This window comes from Lysinibacillus sp. NPDC058147 (assembly GCF_042884205.1).
Classification (GTDB): Bacteria; Bacillota; Bacilli; order Bacillales_A; family Planococcaceae; genus Lysinibacillus.
In genome coordinates this window covers 218,622-238,494 of record NZ_JBHVUJ010000004.1, presented here as the reverse complement: position 1 = coordinate 238,494, position 19,873 = coordinate 218,622, and the positions used below count along the sequence as shown (strand labels likewise).

At 37.3% G+C, this 19,873-nt stretch carries 15 protein-coding genes and 1 other RNA gene; 2 read left to right on the top strand and 14 right to left on the bottom strand.

The window, feature by feature from the left end:
- Positions 1–3: 3 nt before the first annotated feature.
- From ACFVT8_RS13840 to ACFVT8_RS13775, 14 genes are all read right to left on the bottom strand, one after another.
- Entirely contained in the window at positions 4–501 is a 498-nt protein-coding gene (locus ACFVT8_RS13840; RefSeq protein WP_387080994.1) for a EutP/PduV family microcompartment system protein, read from the bottom strand.
- 10 nt (positions 502–511) lie between these two features.
- On the bottom strand, positions 512–853 hold the full coding sequence (gene eutS, locus ACFVT8_RS13835) for an ethanolamine utilization microcompartment protein EutS (RefSeq protein WP_053482454.1): 342 nt from the start codon (positions 851–853) through the stop codon (positions 512–514).
- A gap of 28 nt (positions 854–881) precedes the next feature.
- The gene (gene eutH / locus ACFVT8_RS13830; RefSeq protein ID WP_387080992.1) at positions 882–2,126 is read right to left on the bottom strand and encodes an ethanolamine utilization protein EutH; all 1,245 of its coding nucleotides are present in this window, start codon (positions 2,124–2,126) and stop codon (positions 882–884) included.
- A gap of 280 nt (positions 2,127–2,406) precedes the next feature.
- Complete coding sequence (locus tag ACFVT8_RS13825) at positions 2,407–2,985, bottom strand: ANTAR domain-containing response regulator (RefSeq protein ID WP_387080990.1); 579 nt, start codon at positions 2,983–2,985, stop codon at positions 2,407–2,409.
- On the bottom strand, positions 2,978–4,408 hold the full coding sequence (locus tag ACFVT8_RS13820) for a histidine kinase N-terminal domain-containing protein (RefSeq protein ID WP_387080988.1): 1,431 nt from the start codon (positions 4,406–4,408) through the stop codon (positions 2,978–2,980). The genes ACFVT8_RS13825 and ACFVT8_RS13820 overlap by 8 nt, the downstream gene beginning before the upstream one ends.
- A gap of 256 nt (positions 4,409–4,664) precedes the next feature.
- Positions 4,665–6,572 (bottom strand): ATP-dependent DNA helicase, encoded by a 1,908-nt coding sequence (locus tag ACFVT8_RS13815; RefSeq protein ID WP_387080987.1) that lies wholly within the window; start codon positions 6,570–6,572, stop codon positions 4,665–4,667.
- Positions 6,573–6,657: 85 nt separating this feature from the next.
- Positions 6,658–7,794 carry a THUMP domain-containing class I SAM-dependent RNA methyltransferase gene (locus ACFVT8_RS13810; RefSeq protein ID WP_387080986.1) on the bottom strand — a complete coding sequence of 379 codons (1,137 nt, stop codon included), beginning with the start codon at positions 7,792–7,794 and terminating at the stop codon, positions 6,658–6,660.
- Positions 7,795–7,797: 3 nt separating this feature from the next.
- On the bottom strand, positions 7,798–9,537 hold the full coding sequence (locus ACFVT8_RS13805; RefSeq protein WP_387080985.1) for an EAL domain-containing protein: 1,740 nt from the start codon (positions 9,535–9,537) through the stop codon (positions 7,798–7,800).
- A 290-nt stretch (positions 9,538–9,827) separates the two neighbouring features.
- Positions 9,828–10,208, bottom strand: an RNA gene (rnpB, locus tag ACFVT8_RS13800) — RNase P RNA component class B.
- A 60-nt stretch (positions 10,209–10,268) separates the two neighbouring features.
- Positions 10,269–10,562, bottom strand: a complete 294-nt coding sequence (gene gpsB, locus ACFVT8_RS13795; protein ID WP_387080984.1) for a cell division regulator GpsB — start codon at positions 10,560–10,562, stop codon at positions 10,269–10,271.
- A gap of 118 nt (positions 10,563–10,680) precedes the next feature.
- Complete coding sequence (locus ACFVT8_RS13790) at positions 10,681–11,937, bottom strand: ribonuclease H-like domain-containing protein (protein WP_387080983.1); 1,257 nt, start codon at positions 11,935–11,937, stop codon at positions 10,681–10,683.
- A 515-nt stretch (positions 11,938–12,452) separates the two neighbouring features.
- Positions 12,453–14,717 (bottom strand): DEAD/DEAH box helicase, encoded by a 2,265-nt coding sequence (locus tag ACFVT8_RS13785; protein WP_387080981.1) that lies wholly within the window; start codon positions 14,715–14,717, stop codon positions 12,453–12,455.
- Positions 14,692–15,075 carry a YppE family protein gene (locus tag ACFVT8_RS13780; protein ID WP_387080979.1) on the bottom strand — a complete coding sequence of 128 codons (384 nt, stop codon included), beginning with the start codon at positions 15,073–15,075 and terminating at the stop codon, positions 14,692–14,694. Before ACFVT8_RS13780 ends, ACFVT8_RS13785 begins: the two co-directional genes overlap by 26 nt.
- Before the next feature lie 653 nt (positions 15,076–15,728).
- The gene (locus ACFVT8_RS13775; RefSeq protein ID WP_387080978.1) at positions 15,729–15,923 is read right to left on the bottom strand and encodes an endonuclease; all 195 of its coding nucleotides are present in this window, start codon (positions 15,921–15,923) and stop codon (positions 15,729–15,731) included.
- 429 nt (positions 15,924–16,352) lie between these two features.
- Between ACFVT8_RS13775 and recU the strand changes: the two genes are divergently transcribed.
- Positions 16,353–17,003 (top strand): Holliday junction resolvase RecU, encoded by a 651-nt coding sequence (gene recU, locus ACFVT8_RS13770; RefSeq protein ID WP_387080976.1) that lies wholly within the window; start codon positions 16,353–16,355, stop codon positions 17,001–17,003.
- Complete coding sequence (locus tag ACFVT8_RS13765; RefSeq protein ID WP_387080975.1) at positions 17,000–19,720, top strand: PBP1A family penicillin-binding protein; 2,721 nt, start codon at positions 17,000–17,002, stop codon at positions 19,718–19,720. The genes recU and ACFVT8_RS13765 overlap by 4 nt, the downstream gene beginning before the upstream one ends.
- Positions 19,721–19,873 lie beyond the last annotated feature (153 nt).

Sequence of the window (19,873 nt, the reverse complement as noted above, 5' to 3'; positions counted from 1 at the left end):
CCACTACGGGCAATACATGAGATAAGGACTATCGCGATCCTTCACAAATTGACGAATTTCTTCCTCAGTACTGAGCTCTATAAGTGGTGCAATAAATTCAATACCTAGCTTTTGCCAAGAAGAGGTTTTGACAATTGGACCATGCGTCATGACATTTTGTAATAGCGATATTGCTCTTTCTACATCTGCAAGGGGTGCATCAATTTTTGTAATGACACCAATTTGTATTTTAGGAATTCCTAAGCTAAATTGCGGAGGAAAAACACTCTTTGATGAGGTGGCATCCTGCAAATAAATCACATGTGTCACTTCAAGCGATGTTGCCATAATGTTTCTGTAATACATCGGATTTTCAATATATTCTCCGGGTGTATCAACTATCCAGTCATCATAAACGAGCGCCTGTGTTTTATTGGCTTGTCTTTCTTTCCCCAATAACGCATTCATCAGTGTCGACTTACCTGCTTGAACACCACCTATGATCATTACTCGATTTTTCATTCAGCACATCCTATGACTTAGTTATTTTTGATGGTGTATAGCCTAGCATCTCTGATAGAAAACGATTAATCTCTAACATTGCCATTTCAACCTCGGAGACACTACCAACAATAACGAGGCTGCCAGTAAAGCGATCTAAAAATCCTAGTCTTACATTGGCTGCCTTTGTTGCTAAATCCCCTGCGATAATAACTGTCTCACTCGGTGTACATGTCATGATGCCCAGTGCACCTGCTTCTTGAATGCCCAGCTTTTGAAACATCTCAGGATCAGGATTTGCTATTAGATGACTCAATGTTAGTTGTTTACCTGGCACAAACTCCTGAATAAACCGTTTCTTTTCTTCACTCACACGTAATCACCTCTTTCAAGTTTTTTATCTAATCCAGATTCTTCTCTAGATATTCACCTTCTTTAATAATTCCTGCCTTGCGATCCTCTTGTTCTAGCCTTAAAGCTGTTGGAACAGATAGTTTATAGGCAAAAATAATAGCGATAACACCCGCTAAAAACTTACCAGTAATAACAGGTAAAATAATTGTCGGCTGGAAGTTAGCCGTAAATGATAAATGATCTCCTAGAAGGAATGCTGAACAAACGCCAAAGGCTATGTTAATAACCTTATCTTTAGGTGGCATATGTCGAATGAGTGTAAACATGGCTAAAATATTAGCAATTGTCGCTAAAATACCTGCGCTTCCTACTGACGATAAGCCTAATTTATTCCCTGCCGCTTCTAGAGGTTTCGATGCATATTTTCTTATTAAGTACACCATTGGGAATGCACCCGATAGCATAATACCGATATACCCTGCTGTTTCTAATGCTCGGAATTGATCGACTTTATCTGCCATGATCGGATCAAAGCCCCACGCACCGAAAATTTTTGTAAAAACACCTGTAAAAATTTCTACAATCGAGAACACTAGCACAAGTTTGATAGCAGCATCCATCACGCGTCCAAAAATCATGAATCCTTTGATCATGCCATTCGGAATTAACTTAAGACCTAACGCAATTAACACTACGAAAATAAATAAAGGCAATAAATTTATTAATATTTGTAAAATAGAAATGGTAAATACATATGTTGGTGCAGCTGTTGTACTAATCACTTCACGAACGTCTGTATTAAATATCACAATCATAATTGAAGAAATAAATGCTCCAATCGGAATTGTTAAAACTCCCGCCATAATACCTAAAGCCATATATTTATGATCTCGCTTATCTAACATGGCAAGGCCCATTGGAATAGAGAACACGATTGTTGCGCCTGACATAAATCCGACAACTAGAGCCATGACCCATCCTTCATAAGACTCTTTTAACGCATTCGCTAATTGGTATCCTCCCATGTCCGAAGCTAAAATTGTCGTTGCTGCAATAGCTGGATCAGCACCAATCAATTCAAAAATTGGACTAATAAAATGGCTTATAAACCACGTTAAGTAAGGTATAGCAGCCATGATCCCTGCAGCAGGTACAAAAATATGTCCAACCGTATGAATACCATTCATAAACTCTTTACCGATTCCATATTCAGCATCTCGAATTGCTCCGATTGCCCCTAAAACTGCACAGGTCATAATAATATAAACGATAACCGTTCCTATCATTGCCATCCTTCTCATCACCCCTTAATTGTTATCTATATATCTATTTCGCCTTGGCTTGATTGTCGCTTTCGATAAACAATGCGTCCAGATTATGAATTGTGTAGACACAATTCATTCCTTTCAAATCTGTGACACCCGCCAGAGGCTTTTATATTTAATCAGTAGATGTTGAACACCTACCGTAAAGGAACAATAACCGCATTCATCTCATCACCTTTAGAGGTGAGAGCTGAATGAAAATAAAAAAGACGCATTAAAGAAGAAATCTCTTTAAAGCGTCTTTGCTTTAGCTATTTACTTGTAAGGTATTGATAATGCGCCTTGCAATAAGCGCCATTTCTTGTTGAGTCTGCATACTTTCATTGCGAATTTTTTTATAAGCTTCGTCCTCACTCAGGTTCTCCGACTGCATTAGCAACCCTTTTGCTCGTTCGATTATTTTTCGCTTTTCTAATTCTGTTTGTTTATGCAACAATTCCCCGTTTAGACGGTTGAACTTATCAATTTGGTGAAATGCCACTTCCAACGCTGGAAGGACATTTTTCTCAGAAAACGGTTTCATAACATAGCCTAAAACATTGTCCTGCTTTACGTACAGTAACAACTCTTTTTCACTATAAGCTGATATAAATAGCACCGGTATACCAAGCTGCTGCTCAATAATTTTACTTGCCTTTAAACCATCTAGCTTTGGCATTTTAATATCCATTAAGATTAGCTGTGGCTTATGTGTAAAAGCCAACTCAATTGCTGATTCGCCATTATTCGCTTGCGCTACCACTTCGTAGCCGTTATCCTCTAGCATAAACTTCAAATCAATTGCAATAAGCGACTCATCTTCGACGATCATAACTTTCCTAGCCATTTAGGATAAATACCTCCTCACTTACAGGGAACTGAATTTGAGTATGTGTACCTTGGTCACTAGGGATAATTGAAAATGTGCCAGCTAGATCATATTCAACAAGCCTTGTAATAATCTCCATTCCAAATGAGGCCTTCACTTCTTGCATTCCAACGCCGTTGTCAGAAATATCAAGTGAAATAGTGGAAGCATCCTCTTGAAATTGAATATCAATTGTTCCTTCCTCACGACCTATAAAAGCATATTTCAGTGCATTTTGCAGTAGCTCACAAATGATTAACGCGAGCGAAACAGCTTTTTTAGAATGACAAAATAACTGTACATTATCGTGATGAAAGGTTAACTGAATTGATGCTGTATTGGATGTCCCAACCATTTTATGTCCTATCTTTTTAGATAACGCGATAACGTCTACTTTCTCTTCAGCGTTATCTTCATTTTCTAAAATAAGTTCATAAACAGAGGAAATACTATATATTCGATTTAATGCCTCTTGAAAAGCACTCGCACCTGAAGCTGACAAGTCATTTCGCATTTGCAAGCGCAATAGACTCGTAACTGTCTGTAAATTATTTTTCACTCGATGGTGAATTTCTCGTATAGCAAATGTTTTCATCATTAGTTCATTTTCTTTTAACTTAAGTTCTGTAAGATCTTGAATAATGAGGAGTGTCACTTTATCGTTTTGATCACGAATAGGAATTTTCTTCACAATAAAGGATTTACGATCAATCGTAATTTCTAAGAAAAAGACATCATCGCCTTTATCATAGACCTCCTGTAAAAAAGGTAAAATCTTATTCAATGCAACGTTGTCAAAACGTTCTAGTCCTGATAGCTCAGATATAAATCGGTAGCCTGCAGGATTGCTATAGATAACTTTGTTTTCATGATTTGTAAGAATAATTGATTCCACTAGTAAATCAGAAACTACTGGAATCGGTTGAGAATTTGGCTCTACAATATGCTCAATTAATGCAAAAGGCATATGTCGAAAATCATCTTTAGGTGTTGTTTGCATATCCACCATTTTTTCCTGGATTAATACTGCAATAATCTGCTGTTGGTCATTAAGGAGAGGGACAACGTTTTGTTCAACTGTTATACCTTCCTGTGTTATTGCTCTAGTAATTGACGATTTTTCTTTATTTTTAAAAGCAGAAAATACTGCTGGTTCAAAGCTTTCAAATACAAATTTGCCAATTACAGATTTTTCGTATAAGCCGCTTTCTGTTTTCGGGAAAGCCTCTGCCACAACAATTGCATGAGGTAAGTTTTCCAGCATACAATCTATGAACATATAACAATCTGTCAATTCAGCATAATACGATAATGTTGCTTCTATTTCTTTTAACTTTTCTATATCTGTTGCAGATAAGTTCGTATACTTTCGACACAATGTTTGAATGTTCGACAGGCTCAACCCCCCTATCACGGAATAACCAAATGTTGATTTTGATTATTCTTAAAATTTCTTGTCATTATTATAAACCTTTTGCAAAATTATTTTCAATATAAAAAATAAATTATTTTAATAATTTTCATTGCATTACAAAGAACTATATAGCTTAAAAGAGAAATATTCAACAGTTTTTTTCTGACTCATCATTATTTTACGATAAAAATGTTATTTAAATATATAAAAAAACGAGACTGCAACAAGTGCAATCTCGCTTTTTCTACTTTATTTCTGGTGTAACAGCCAATATATTTTCAAATGTTTCACGTTGCTTTGCTTCATCTTCATTCAACAAAATATGGATATCTCCATGGTCGTTTGAAGTACGAATTAAACGCCCCATTCCTTGCTGTAAACGAAGCTGCATAAACGGTAATTCCACTTCTTCATATGGATTTTCTGCAAATGTACGTTTCGCATCAAATAATGGATCGTGTGGAGGGAAAGGTAAATCAAAAATAATAACTCGTGTTAATGCCTCTTCCGGCAAATCTAGACCTTCCCATAAATGATAGGAGCATAATGTTTTGATTGTGCCTTCTTGGAAATCACGAACAATTCCTGATAGTTCACGGTCCCCCTCAAACGCTACATACATCCGTTCCATAAGAGGTAGTTCCTCTTTGAAATCTAACATTGCTTGTTTTGATTTAAATAAAATTAATGTTTTTTCACCGTCACGTAATAGCTGTTGAACACGCGCCGTTTTCTCCTTTTGAGAAAGCTCATGTAAATAAATTCGCATAACTTCTTCATAATCAAATGGAGATGGAACAGCAAATGATTGATAATCACGAATTCCTAGACTATAGGCAATATATGAAAAATCTTTATTGACTGATAAAGTTGCTGAAGAGAATACTATTGGAAGTTTTTTAGAGAATAATTTTTCTGCTAAAACTTCTGTGATGAGACGAGGCATAATTACAAGCGTTTCCTCTCCATCAGTTTCCTCTAACCAATCGACTGCATCTCCCTGAGCTATGAAAATACGTAAAGATGCCTCGTATTGTTCTAAATATTCCTCTGCCATATTTAATTCATACTCTGGAATCATATACATTTCAGATTCAAAGACAAATTCCTCGAGTAATGTTTCAACATCAGCAATAAGTTGTTTACCATATTTCAATAGATTTGGGGATTTATTAATGCGTTTACGCTCTTCTTCAGAGGCTACTAGATCATCTCGTAGCTGGTCAAAAAATAGCTCGTGGTCATCTTGCAATTTTTCCATCGCATATAATGTACGCTCGCGCACACCATCCACCATTAAGCGCTCTAACAATGTCACAATTGTTGTCGCCTGAACTTTATACGTCATTGCTTTTTGTGCTGCATATTCTAATAAATGGCCTTCGTCTAGCACCATCATCGATACTTCAGGCAATAAAGCTAGTTGCCCTTCACGTTCACGAGACTCCTTTGTCGCTAAATGCTCCATCAAAAAATCTTGCGAACAAATGATTAAATCCGTCGATTTACGATAATGTGCACGATTTAATGTTTGGCCACATCGATTACGAAGATCACATACTGAACACTGCATAATCGAGTTGTAGTTTACTTTTTGCCAATCTTCATCACTGACAGTTGGATAATCGCTTCGTTCACCATAAGGTTGTATAGCAATCATTGAGCCTTGTGCATATACTCCATCGGGTATAGAAAATGCAATATCATCGATCCATTCATCAGTTTCCACTTTTTCAGCTTCCTCAAAACGCTTTAAGCATAAATATTGGTCTCGTGACTTCGCTAAGCGAACATCAATTTCAAGACCTAACGTTTTTTGTAGCTTATAAATATCGCCGCCCTCTTTTACTAGCTGGTCTATTAAAGTTTCATCTGCACATGCAATAAGGGCTGGTTTGCCAGTATAGCGTGCGTAGGATACAGCTGGTAGTAAATAGGCAATTGTCTTCCCTGTCCCTACACCTGCCTCCGCAAAAAGCACGTTTTTTTCTTTTAGGGCCTGCTCAATTTGATATGCCATAAAAATTTGCTCGTCACGGCATTCAAAGCCCTTTTCAGGTAATTCATCATAAAGGACGTCCCCCATCCAGTCACCTAATGACTCGAAAAATGAGCGGTCCTTTGTTAATGCAAATGGTAAAGATTTACGCAATTGACGTTCCCCCTCTAACTATCTGGTCCTATTATACGCGACGAAACGGAAGATAAGAAAAAATCTTATCTTCCGTTATCATTCGTTAATCTCTTTTAGACTTTTGTCCCCAGAATTGGTAATAATTAGTTTCGATAAAACCATTGAATAATTTACGCTTCTTAGTCGATTGACGCCCGTACAATTCCTCAAAGTTTTTCATTGAGGATAACATGTACACGGACCAAGTCGGATAGTTTTTCATGACTTTTCCTAAATCACGAATTACTTGCTCCACGACTTCGATGTCACCAATACGTTCTCCGTATGGCGGATTACCAATCATAACACCATCTGTTAGCTGTGTAGTAAAATCACGTGCTTGCATTTGCTTGAACGTAATCATATCACCAAAGCCCGCTTCAAGTGCATTTTCTTGTGCAATACTCACCATGCGATGATCAATATCAGATCCGAAAATTTCTAATGGTTGATCATAGTTCGCTAAGCTGTCCGCTTCATCTCGCACTGCATCCCAAATTTTCGCCTTCATCCATGGCCAATTCTCTGAAATAAATTCACGATTATAGCCTGGTGCAATATTTTGTCCAAACATTGCTGCTTCTAACGCAATTGTACCAGAACCACAGAATGGATCAACGAACGGACGATTCGGATTCCACTTTGAAATTTGTACGAGTGCAGCTGCTAATGTTTCTTTTAAAGGTGCTTCACCCTGTGCTTGACGATAGCCGCGTTTATGCAAGCCCGCACCCGATGTATCAATAGTAAGTGTAGCCACATCTTTTAAAATTGAAACTTCAATTTTATAAGTTGCACCGGATTCATCTAAAAATCCTAAACGTTTATAATGTTGTTTCATGCGCTCTACAATTGCTTTTTTAGTAATTGCCTGACAATCTGGCACACTAAATAATTTGGATTTAACAGACTTCCCTGATACTGGGAAAGCTGCATCAACTGGTAAGTATTTTTCCCACGGTAAAGCTTTTACACTTTCAAACAACTGTTCAAAAGATTTAGCAGGAAACTGTCCTACAACAATTTTTACTCGGTCTGCTACACGTAGCCATAAGTTTGTTCGTGCAATGGCCGTTTCGTCACCTTCAAAATACACTTTGCCGTTTTCAACTGTTGTTTCATAGCCTAGTGCCTTTACCTCTTGTGCCACAATCGACTCTAATCCCATTGCAGCAGTTGCTACTAATTTATAGTTTGCCATACACTAATTCCTTCCTTGATGCTCAATTTCCCAATACTCCATAAACTCGATAAGTTCGTGAAGTGGCAACGGTTTGCTGTAATAATAGCCTTGAATTATATCACAGTTCATTTTACGTAGTATATCCACTTGTTGTGCTTGTTCTACACCTTCAGCAACAACTTTCATTTTTAAGCGATGCGACATTTGAATAATCGCATCCACCACTGCCTGTTTTTCATCGAGTGAGCCAATATGTTGAATGAAGCTTCGATCGATTTTTAAATAATCGAGGGGGAAGCGAACTAAATAACTAAGAGACGAATAGCCTGTCCCAAAATCGTCAATAGAAATTTTAAAGCCCATTTTCTTAAGTCGCACAAGTTTGCTAACCGTTTCATTTGCACTGTTCATTACAGTACGTTCTGTAACTTCGATTTCAAAATTGTTAGCAGGCGTGTTATAACGCTCTAATATCGCTTGAACTGAGTCTAAAAAGTTTTGTTGCTTAAAGTGAATACTTGAAATATTGATAGCAACCGGAGTCTTGTAACCACTTTGACGCATCTCTTTAACTGCCTCACAAGCTTTTTCAATAATCACTTCGCTTAAAGGAATGATTAAACCTGTTTCCTCAGCATAAGGAATAAATTCTACTGGAGAAACAAATCCTAGTCTTTCACTATTCCAACGAACAAGTGCCTCTAAACCTTGAATCTCTTCATTTTCCATAGATATTTTAGGCTGAAAATGCAGCTCAAATTCTCGATTTTCAATAGCTCTCCGTAGTTCTGAATCTAATAATAAAACACGCTGAGAGTCAGTCTTCAATTCATCAAAATAAAAAGCATAGTCATTAAGACCATTCTTTTTCGAATAAGTCATTGCCTTGTCAGCACAATGAATCAATTGCTCCGTTGTTTCACCATCTAATGGATACATGCTGATACCAATACTCGTCGAAATAAAAATATCCTGACCATTAATATCCAAAGGCTTTTCAATAATCCCAATAATTTGTTCAGCAAAATTTGCGGCTTCTTTAGCATTCTTCACGTTTGTTAACGTAATAATAAACTCATCACCGCCATATCTAGCAATGATATCTTTATTTTTTAACAACGTTTTTAAGCGCTTTGCCACTTCTACTAGAATAGTATCTCCGACTGCATGACCTAACGTATCATTAATTTGCTTAAATCGATCTAAATCTAAAAAATAGACTGCATGCTGTACTGAATGAGAGATCGTAGATGTTGATTCTAATAGATTATCCATTCTTTCAATATAAGCAAATCGATTTGATACTTCCGTTAATGAGTCTGTTAATAGACGCTTTTCTAGTTCATCTTCTACTATTTTTCTTTCAGACAAATCTGTGAAGATCCCACAGTAATTTGTGATCTCTCCCTCATCGTTGGCTACACCGACAATTGTTAACCATTCTGGATATACGTCTCCGGTTTTACGACGATTCCATATTTCCCCCTGCCAAATGCCTTCTTGTCGTATCTTTTGCCACATATCTAAATAAAATTGCAATTCATGTACACCTGACTGTAGAACGGCTGGTGTTTTTCCAATCACTTCATTACGCTTATAACCAGTTACAAATTCAAAAGCAGGATTGACCATTGTTATTCTTTTATCTTTATCCGTGATCATGATGCCTTCAGATACATTTTCGAAGATTTTTGTTATTAAGGCTGTAGGATATTTGGAAATTGAATTTAGCTTCTCCAGACTATCGTTCACACCGTTCATGTTTCTACTCCATCCTATCTCTCTTTACTACCCTCATTTTTAGAAAAGCGCTTTTGCGCAAGTCTACTCGTATGTAGACAATATGTATAGCGTTGCGATAACAGTTTATTAGATGTTTTGTTTCGAATCGTAGCTACAGAGGCATGACCAACAGTGTACAGCCTTATTCTCAAACGAATATCGCACATGTCTAGACATGATTAAAAATAACTTTTTCTTACTTTATTCAAAAGAAAAGCTCTCCACCAAATTGGAGAGCGCTTGTCATTTCATAAATAAGCATCAAAAAATTCCATAAGCCATGTTTTGTTCCCGAGTACTCAAACAGCTATCGCCTCGTACGGCCGGGTAGTAATCATCTATCTACAGAGTTAACTCTGTCCCTCTATCCGTTCAATTCCTTTTAGAGAGTGCCCCTACCATAATTTGGGTTTCTCACTCGTGGGGTTTACCTCGTTCCACCTTGCATGTTTCCAAGCAAGCTACGTCACTGTGGCACTTTCAGGAAGTTTCAACCATATCATTAAGACTTAGGTTTTCCTTCCGCCGTCAGCCTTTACAGCTGCCTTACCTTATTTTTTCAGTAAGCACGAACACTACGGTCATCTCAGAACCGTGCGAGCATGGACTTTCCTCTACGACGTCTAGCGCCGCAGCGATTACCAGAATTTCATGATGATAAAAAAGATTATACTAGAGTTTTATGATAAATACAATATAATTGACAAAAATTATTCGTACAACTTACTACCAAATACGTGTTTCTCTAAATTCGAAAGACGTTTTAAAATATCAAAGTTTGTCGTACCAGCTGCCGATGCAACAGGTTGTCTCTTAGGCGTATTATCAATTTCTTCTTTTAATTGTTTATTATCTTCACGAAGTTGGGCCACCACTTTTTCGAACGTTTCATAGTCTTGTATTATTTCATCAAGAAATGAATCGACTTCTTCTACATTGTAGCCTTTAAAATTTTTCTTAAATTCCTTTTCAAGGATCATTTTTGACGTTAATTTAATATCCATTCACATCGCCCTTCCTCACACTACATACGTTTAATTATAGCACACTTCATCACATTATATCGTTTGAAAACACCAAATGTAAGGCTAAACTTGTCGTTTCTTGCGCTTACCCGGGAAATTATTTCTTATTTCCTAACCGGAGTAACCTCTTTTCCCAAGAAATTTCCCATTTCTGCTTTTGTTCTACTCTCCATTGCTCATTCTTTTTTATTAATTTTATGCCCTCTTGCGTATAATAAAAGGCCTGGTCATAATCTTTCATTTGATGCTCATATAGCATTGCTAGCTGTTCTAATACATGCAACTTTTTTCGTTGATCAACGAAATGTAGTGCGGCCACAAATGAATCAATCGCTTCACTAAACTTTTTATTTCTTTTATGTTGTATTGCTAAATAATATTGTGCATTTCCCGCTTCAAGTGCATCAAATTGGGTCGTAACCTTTTCTAAAACCTTTACACTCTGTGAACTCTCTTTTAAATCAGCATACCATTTCCCGATATTTGTAAACGTTTTTGCTGATTCTTCGGTCGTCTCTTCAAATAGCAAATTTGTAGAGTGGACATAAAGCGTAATCAGTGAAAGTAAATCCCATTCATTATGAAGTAGGACTTTCATAAGGGCATCTGGAATACCGCTTTTGATTGCATCTAAATATATAATAGGTGCAAGATATCCTGGTATATCTCCTATGCGAGAAAAGCCAAGCTTCTCTTCTTCCACAGCTTTTAATTTCATTCTTTCCATATCATTTTTCCATAAACGCTTTGAACTATGCAATAAATCGATATGCCGTTGCGTACGCAGTTTAGGTAATTGTTTTTGGTTGAGTGTCCAACGTGTTTCAAGTTGCGGCCAGTCAAAGCTTTTTCCATTGTAGGTAATAACCGTCGCTGTTTTTTGCCAAAGCTTTGATTCAAAAAGTAACGCTGCCTCATGTGCAGGGTCAGCTAAAATATATTGAGTTAAAATAAAGCTTTCATTTTCCTCTGATACTTCTAAAAAGCCTAAAAGAAAAATTTGTGTCCCTACACCCTTCAAGCCAGTAGTTTCTGTATCAAAAAACAATACCTTTTCATTCATTTCTAATGCATATGGATGTTCGAACTTTGCCTCTTGCCATTTTACTAATGCATCAAAAAATGATTGCAACTTATAATTTCCATGCTGATAACTAAACGGATAACGCACCTGTCGTTTAAAAACGATACCGAATTCATTTTCTACAATTGTTAGTCCAGCATTTCCCCACCGCTCAGTATAGCTTGGAGCAACAGGTTTTTGATATGCAGGTTTATCCTCTTTTTTTGGAGTTGTCGTCGTTTTTTTCCCGAGCATTTTTTTCATTTGTAAAATTTTATTTTCGTAAGACATTTATTTCACCATTTTCTGCATGAAAGATTTCTAATACCTATAGTACTTTTTGGTCCTTTAAACTATCTTGTTGGAAAGACTGAATCACAATCACAGCCTTCATGCTGCTACCATACCCATCAGAGTACTCATCAAAAATTGTGAAATCATCCTTATGATAGTGGATAAAACGCTTGTTATAATATGATTATCACACTTTCAAAATTAAGGATTGTTCTTTTTTACCACAAGTATAACCTATATTAATCATAGCGCATCTTTTAGCTTCTGCACAAAGAGAAGATGTGCTATTTCTGGTTAAAATATAGAATCTGCTAGTGTGCGATAGGTTCAAGTTCAATAGGGTTAAATTTAATTTACAATGTAAAATCGAATCAGCATATCCAAAAATAACAACGAAAGAATATACATAAAGAATTGGCAAGTAATAACCGTAAAATGAATTATATAATAATGAAAAAGGGCTTGTAGGAATAGTTTTTTAGACTTTTTCCTCTTCAAGCCCTTTTAGTGTTCTAATTTAAAATTTGAAGAAGCTCTATTACTTTTTTCTTTGCTTGCTGTAAGCTATCTTGAGCTCCTATACATGATGGACAGCCTGATTCACAAGCACAGCTCGTTACATGCTCCCGCGTCTTAGTCAACAAATCTTCCCATAAATCATAAACCTTTTCACTTAATCCAATACCACCAGGATACTTATCATAAACAAAAAATGTCGGTTGCTCATTATGAGTTGCCTTTACCTGTGGGACAACTGCTACATCGCTACTATCACATTGAATAAACAATGGTATGAACGCATTCATCGCATATGCAGTTCCTGTCATGGCGTCTGTTAGCTCCGCCTCCGACCATTTTTCTAGCGCAGAGAATGATAGCCATGAAGAACTTGTATGCATTTCATCCGGTGGTAAATGAATAGGGCCAGAACCGATATTATCGTGTGTACCGAAGCGTATTTTTTTAAACATTGTTGCCTGCGCGACTAAGCCAACATCACCGAAACCAATAACACCACCCTGATAATCTCTGCTCCGATCTTCCTTTAGTACTTTCATCTCAACTGCAAGATTAGCGTCAGTATAGTAATCGACATCTACTTCTCGTACAAATGCTTTCTTTTCCTCCCAATCAAGCTTTTCTACTTGAAATTGAATGCCCTGATGCAAATAAATAGCCTCTTCATGTAGCAATGTCATCGCACTATGGCGATCCATTTCACCAATAACCTTTGTTTGTGCAGGGACGGTCATATCAATTATCACAACATTTTCTTGTGAAGCAGAACGAAGACTAATATCATGTGCAGGAAAACGATCACTCATCCAATGCCACTTCTCACTCGTTTTAAACACAACGCCTTCCTCCGCTAAATATTCAAGTAACTCTTGAATATCATATTCACCATACGTATCATGCGTGGAAAATGGTAGCTCAAATGCTGCACATTTCAAATGATCCATTAATATCAGCATATTTTCAGGATAAATACGCGCTTCCTCTGGTGCACTGCCAAGTAAAAAGAGTGGATGGTTCACTACGTACTGGTCAAGTGCTGCAGATTGTGCTACATAAATAATTAGTGCTTCATCCTGACGGCGACCAGCACGACCTGCTTGCTGCCAAGCACTTGCGATATTTCCAGGATACCCTGTCATGATACATGCTTGTAATTGGCCAATATCGACGCCTAATTCCAGCGCATTTGTACTAACCACTGTTTGAATAGTACCGTCACGAAGACCTCGTTCAATAACACGTCGCTCAGATGGTAAATAACCACCTCGATAACCTCGCACCGATTCATCTAAAAGTTTATTGCGTGTTAGTTCCTTTAAATATGTCACAATCATTTCTACTCGTACGCGACTTTTAGCAAAAATAATAGTTTGAATACCTGCTGTATATAATCTTTTCGCGAGGTCACTCACCTCTAAAACAGCACTTCGACGCACGCCAAATGTTTTATGGACGATAGGTGGGTTATAAAAAAGAAATGTCTTTTTCCCAACCGGCGCTCCGGAATCGCTAATTAGGGCATGGCTTTCATTCGTTAGGGATTCCGCTAACTCTTTTGGATTTTTAATAGTTGCTGATGTACAAATAAAAATTGGCTTACTGCCATAAAACTCACAAATACGTTTTAACCTTCGAATTACATGCGCAACATGTGAACCGAACACACCTTTATATGTATGCAACTCATCAATAACGATATACTGTAAATTTTCAAATAGTGAAACCCACTTCGTATGATGTGGCAAAATCCCCGAATGAAGCATATCAGGATTTGTCATCACAATATGCCCTGCCTTACGAACCTTTTGGCGGATGCCAGGCGCGGTATCTCCATCATACGTATAGCTTAAAATTTCTTCACCGCTTTGTTCGATTAATTCATTTAGATCATTTTTTTGATCCTGCGCTAAAGCTTTCGTTGGAAATAAGTAAATAGCGCGCGAATTTTTATCTTCTAATATTTTTTGAAGTACCGGCAAATGGTAGCAATATGATTTTCCAGACGCTGTTGGTGTAACGGCAGTAAAAGAAACACCCTCCATTGCGTAATCAAACGCCTGACGTTGATGGGTATACAGTTGCTCTATCCCTCTTGTTCGAAGAGCTTTTACAAGTGAAGGATGTAAATTTTCTGGTAAAGGTGCATATTTAGCTTCACGCCCTTCAAGCGTTTGCCAGTGTAAAATGCGCTCCTTCAATTCCTCATCATATCTCCACTCGTTTAATAGTTCACTAATGGTCCTTTTTTTCGATAACATCTATTTCTATCTCCTTCACTAGCCGGTCAAAAATATTTAACGTATACGAGGTTGAATGAATCGCATCTAAAAAACGCTTTTTACTTGTTTCTTTATAAAAGGATTGCACAACAAATTGCTCCATCGATTCTACCGCTGAAGCAATTTGTTGCGTATGCATATATTTAGGTTTATTTTTTCGAATCCACTCATTCGCCTCTTGCTGCCATTCTTTTAAAAGCTGGTGAATGACATCAGCGTATGGCTTAACCTCAACAAAAAAGTCGGGCGTACGATTCTCCTCACGCATTTGCCAAAAGCGTGAAACACATTTTTCACATTCATCTATTAATTTGGAAGTTTGCTGTATTAATAACAATTTCGCACCTCATCTCATCAATGAAGGTCCATCACCATAACCTAGGATTGACTCCGTTACGACTATGCACTTCTTCTATGCGAAAGCCTTAACCAGTCGCACATTTCAACACAGCTCTTGGTGATGAACCTTAAATTTTTATCATATTTAGGTTGAATCCATCCTTAAAATGAAGATTCATCTGCATTTACGTGAACGCATAATATCATTTCAAAGCTCATTTTCCGAACCTACTATTTTAAAATTCATTCTATCTTAGTCTACTAAATTATTTATATCATATGAGTAATTTTACTCCCAATGATCTATAAAAGCTTTATTATTGGCTCATTACCACAACTTAGGATTAATTTCGGTTACGACTGAGTGAAGTACAACGACAGAGCATGATGTTAGTCACAAAAGCGTAATCACAGTACTTGATATTTTTAGCCTTCGTCCCACTACTGGCTCGTTCTCGATACCATCTGTGACCAAGGTGTCGCCTAGTCTCACTTCAATCAATTTAAAATAATGGCATCTCAGTCAAGAAAATGACATCCCTAACTTCTGCTAATAAGCCCTAGTACACCACTCTTCGTGGTAAAAAATGTATGAAAAATACTCATATTGGGTTATTTAAATTGCATATGAGATAAGTGTACCAAAGTCTATCATTTTTCACTACTAATAGGCGAACAAGCATTCTTTACTTGCCAGTGCTTTTCTGCTAAGCTTACTTTCTGGCTAACAGATTTGAGCTGCATAAAAAATTGCATGCTCTGTGCATTTTTTTCCAAAGACACTCTCGTTAACAGTAATTGATTGACCAGATCCAACTGCGCAACTAATTGTTTTAACTTGTTCAAAATAACGCCTCCTTTGCTTTAATTTATGTATTCCCCGCATGTATAAAATTACCTTCATGCGTGACAAAATAAGCGTAAGTTAGCTGAAAGAAGAAGAATTTCGATAAAATTTAATTAAACTAGTCTATTAAATTTTGTCCTCTTCAAATTAGTCTATCTAGTAGAGAAGCTAACGTGGAGTACAGTTTTTTCTATGTAATTCGCATGGGAATATCATCAGTTATTTTGACGATTTGCGTGAAAGAACTAGTTATAATTCATGATATTTTTCGACTTTAAGAGGCGAAAATTGCCCAATGACCGATTTTTATATTGGTAATTTCGACCACCGTTAATTTAGCATCAATCATACTATTAATGGATGTAGAGAACTGCTACTTAATCATGGTAAACTATTGTATAATAGCAGTATTATAGAGGGTGAACTAAGTGACAATTCGTTATCCGAACGGGAAATTATATTCCCCTAATCCAGCTGTTCAAAAAACAGCAAAAAAGGGAAAGGAAAAAGATTTTTCTTTTAGTAATCGAGGAAAAACACTAGAAGATGAAATTAATGAAGCAAACGATTATTATGTAAAAAGGCGACTTGCTATCATTCATAAGAAACCTGTTCCTGTGCAAATCGTCAAAGTAGAGTACCCATCACGAAGTGCTGCAGTTATTCGTGAGGCTTATTTCCGAACACCCTCGACAACAGACTATAATGGTGTTTGGAACGGGCATTATATTGATTTTGATGCAAAGGAAACTGCTTCCAAAACCAGTTTTCCCCTAAAGAATGTTCACTTACATCAAATGACACATATGCAGCAAGTGACGGAACAAAATGGTGTGGCTTTTATTATCGTTCGTTTCTCAGCTTTTGAACGATATTTTATTGTGCCATACGATGTTTTACAAAAGGCCTGGCTAGCGATGGAAAACGGTGAACGTAAATCGATACCCTTTTCAACTATAGAAAAGGAAGCTTTTGAAATTCCTACGAGCTATTATCCACGCATCGATTATCTACCGATTGTCCAACAGCTAATTGAAGCAAAAAGCCATGGTTCTGAAAGTGAGGAGATAGTAGAATGACTGAACGTCGTCCAACACGCGGTGAGCATCAAAAAGCTCTCGCTCAAAAAAATAAAAAAAGCGCTCCGAAACCATCGAAGAAAAAATGGTTTAAGCGCATTACGTTAACACTTGTAGCTATTGTAGCTGCATGTTTTATTGGAGGTGCTGGGTTATTCGCCTATTATGCAAGTTCCGCACCAAAACTAGATGAAAACTTACTGAAGGACCCCGTTTCCTCAGAGTTCTATGATAAAAACGGTGATTTATTTGCAACAATTGGTGCAGAAAACCGTAAATATGTAAAATACGAAGATATACCTCAGGATATGATTAACGCGATCCTTGCAACGGAAGATGTACGCTTTTTCGAACACGGTGGTATGGATTTTTATCGCCTTGGCGGTGCAATACTCGCTAACTTCCGTGATGGATTCGGGGCACAAGGGGCTTCGACATTAACACAACAAGTTGTTAAAAACTCATTTTTACAAAATGAAAAAAAATTAAAACGTAAGGCACAGGAAGCTTGGCTTTCCTTCCAATTAGAACGTAAATATTCTAAAGAAGAAATTTTTGAAATGTACTTTAACAAAATGCTGATGTCAGGTCGTGTTTATGGCTTCGGAACAGCTGCCCAATATTTCTATGGTAAAGAACTAAAAGATTTAACTTTAGATGAAGAAGCATTACTTGCAGGATTAGTACAACGTCCAAACGCTTACAATCCATTGAAAAATCCTGAACTTGCAGAAAAACGTCGTAATACAGTTCTAGGATTAATGTATCAACATGGTAAAATTACAAAAGCTCAGATGGAAGAAGCTAAGAAAGTAAACGTTCAAGCCGGCCTAGCTGATGATGCGACGCGTCAAAAATTTTCTGGCTCTAAATATGATGCCTTCCTTGATGTCGTTATTAATGAACTAGAGAAAAACGGTGATGGTAGTGCAATGGCTGAAGGAATTAAAGTATATACTACACTTGACCCGAAAGCACAACAAACTGTTGAAAACATTATGAATGATGACAGTAATTTCCCAACAAAAGAAATTCAATCAGGTGTGGCTGTCGTTGATACGAAAACTGGTCAAATTCAAGCAATTGGTGGCGGACGCAATTACGGGGCTGAACGTGGTTGGAACTATGCATATGACTTACATCATCAACCAGGCTCAACAATGAAACCTTTAATAGACTATGGTCCAGCAATCGAAAATTTAAAATGGTCAACAGGTCAAACACTTGTGGATAAACCAATGAACTACACAGGATCGAAACAAACCATTACGAACTGGGATAATAAATATATGGGAGCAATAACAGCACGTAAAGCTTTATATGCTTCACGTAACGTTCCAGCTGTTAAAGCATTACAAGAAGTTGGTATTGATAAAGCTAAAGAATTTATTGGTCGTTTAGGTATTGATGCTAAAAATATTTATGAATCTGATGCGATCGGTGGTGGGGATATTACGATGTCTCCTACGCAAATGGCTGCTTCCTTTGCAGCATTTGGAAATAATGGTGTTTACACTGATCCTTATTCAATTACAAAAATCGTTTACCGTGACGGTAAAACAACAAAAGACTACACACCAGAGTCTAATGTAGCAATGAGCGATTATACAGCTTATATGGTGACAGATATGTTACGTGATGTTGTCGGCAATAAACCTGATGCATCAGGTACAGCAGCCAATGTATCTGGATTAGATATCGCAGGTAAAACAGGTACAACAAACTACGCAGCTGCTGATTTTAGCAAGCATAATTTACCGGATACAAGTGTGCCGGATTCTTGGTTTGCTGGTTACACATCAAACTATTCAATCGCTATTTGGAGTGGTTATGAAGAACACTTTGATCCTATTACTACTTGGGATGAACGTCGTTTACCACAACATTTATTCAAACAAATTATGAAAGAAATTTCGGCAAACGTTGAAACACCACGTTTCAAAAAACCAAACTCAGTTGTAGAAGCTACAATTGAAGTAGGCACAAAGCCACTTAAATTAGCAAGTAACTTTACTCCAAGTGAGAAACGTCAAACAGAGCTATTTGTACGTGGTACAGAGCCTAAGGAAGTTTCAAATGAATACGCAATGCCAGAACTTTCTTCACCTTACAATGTAAGTGCAAGCCTAGATTTAGAAGGTGAATCTATCAATATTTCATGGGAGCATGATGCAATGCTTAATCCGGAAACAGATGAACCGCTACCAACTACCTTCGAGGTTTCTGCAAAACGAGAAGGTGGAGAGACTATTTCTCTTGGCACAACGGAAAGCAAAGGCTTAACAATTAGCAGTAAACAACTAGAAGATGGCAATTACACGATTTCTGTCGTAGCAGTTGTTGATGGTACACGCAGTAAACCAGGTACAGCTACCTTCCAAGTAACAGGTACGACTGATGAAGAAAAAGAACCAGATACTCCGGATCAACCAGATGTTGAGGAACCTACAGCACCTGATCAAAATGGTGATAACGGAGACAACGGTAACCATAATGGTAACAATAACAATAACAACGGTAGTGGCAATGGTAATGGTAATACTAACGGCAATGGTAATACTAATGGCAATGGTAACGCTGGTGGGAATGGTAACAGCGGCAATACAGGAAATAATGGTACCCCACCAGGAAACAATGGTAACAATAATGGTAACAAGCCACCAACAACGCCAACTGAACCAACCGCACCGGATGATGGTAAAGGAAGTACTGAGTAAAATAAAGCAGAGTAGCTTAACGCTACTCTGCCTTTTTGTTGTTGGGGAACTATATTGATTTTCCGTTCCGGTTGGGCGCTTTCTTTGTTGCTGTCGCTTCGCTCAACTCTGACCACAGAAAAGCGCGAGAAATCAACATTTCTAAAATTGATT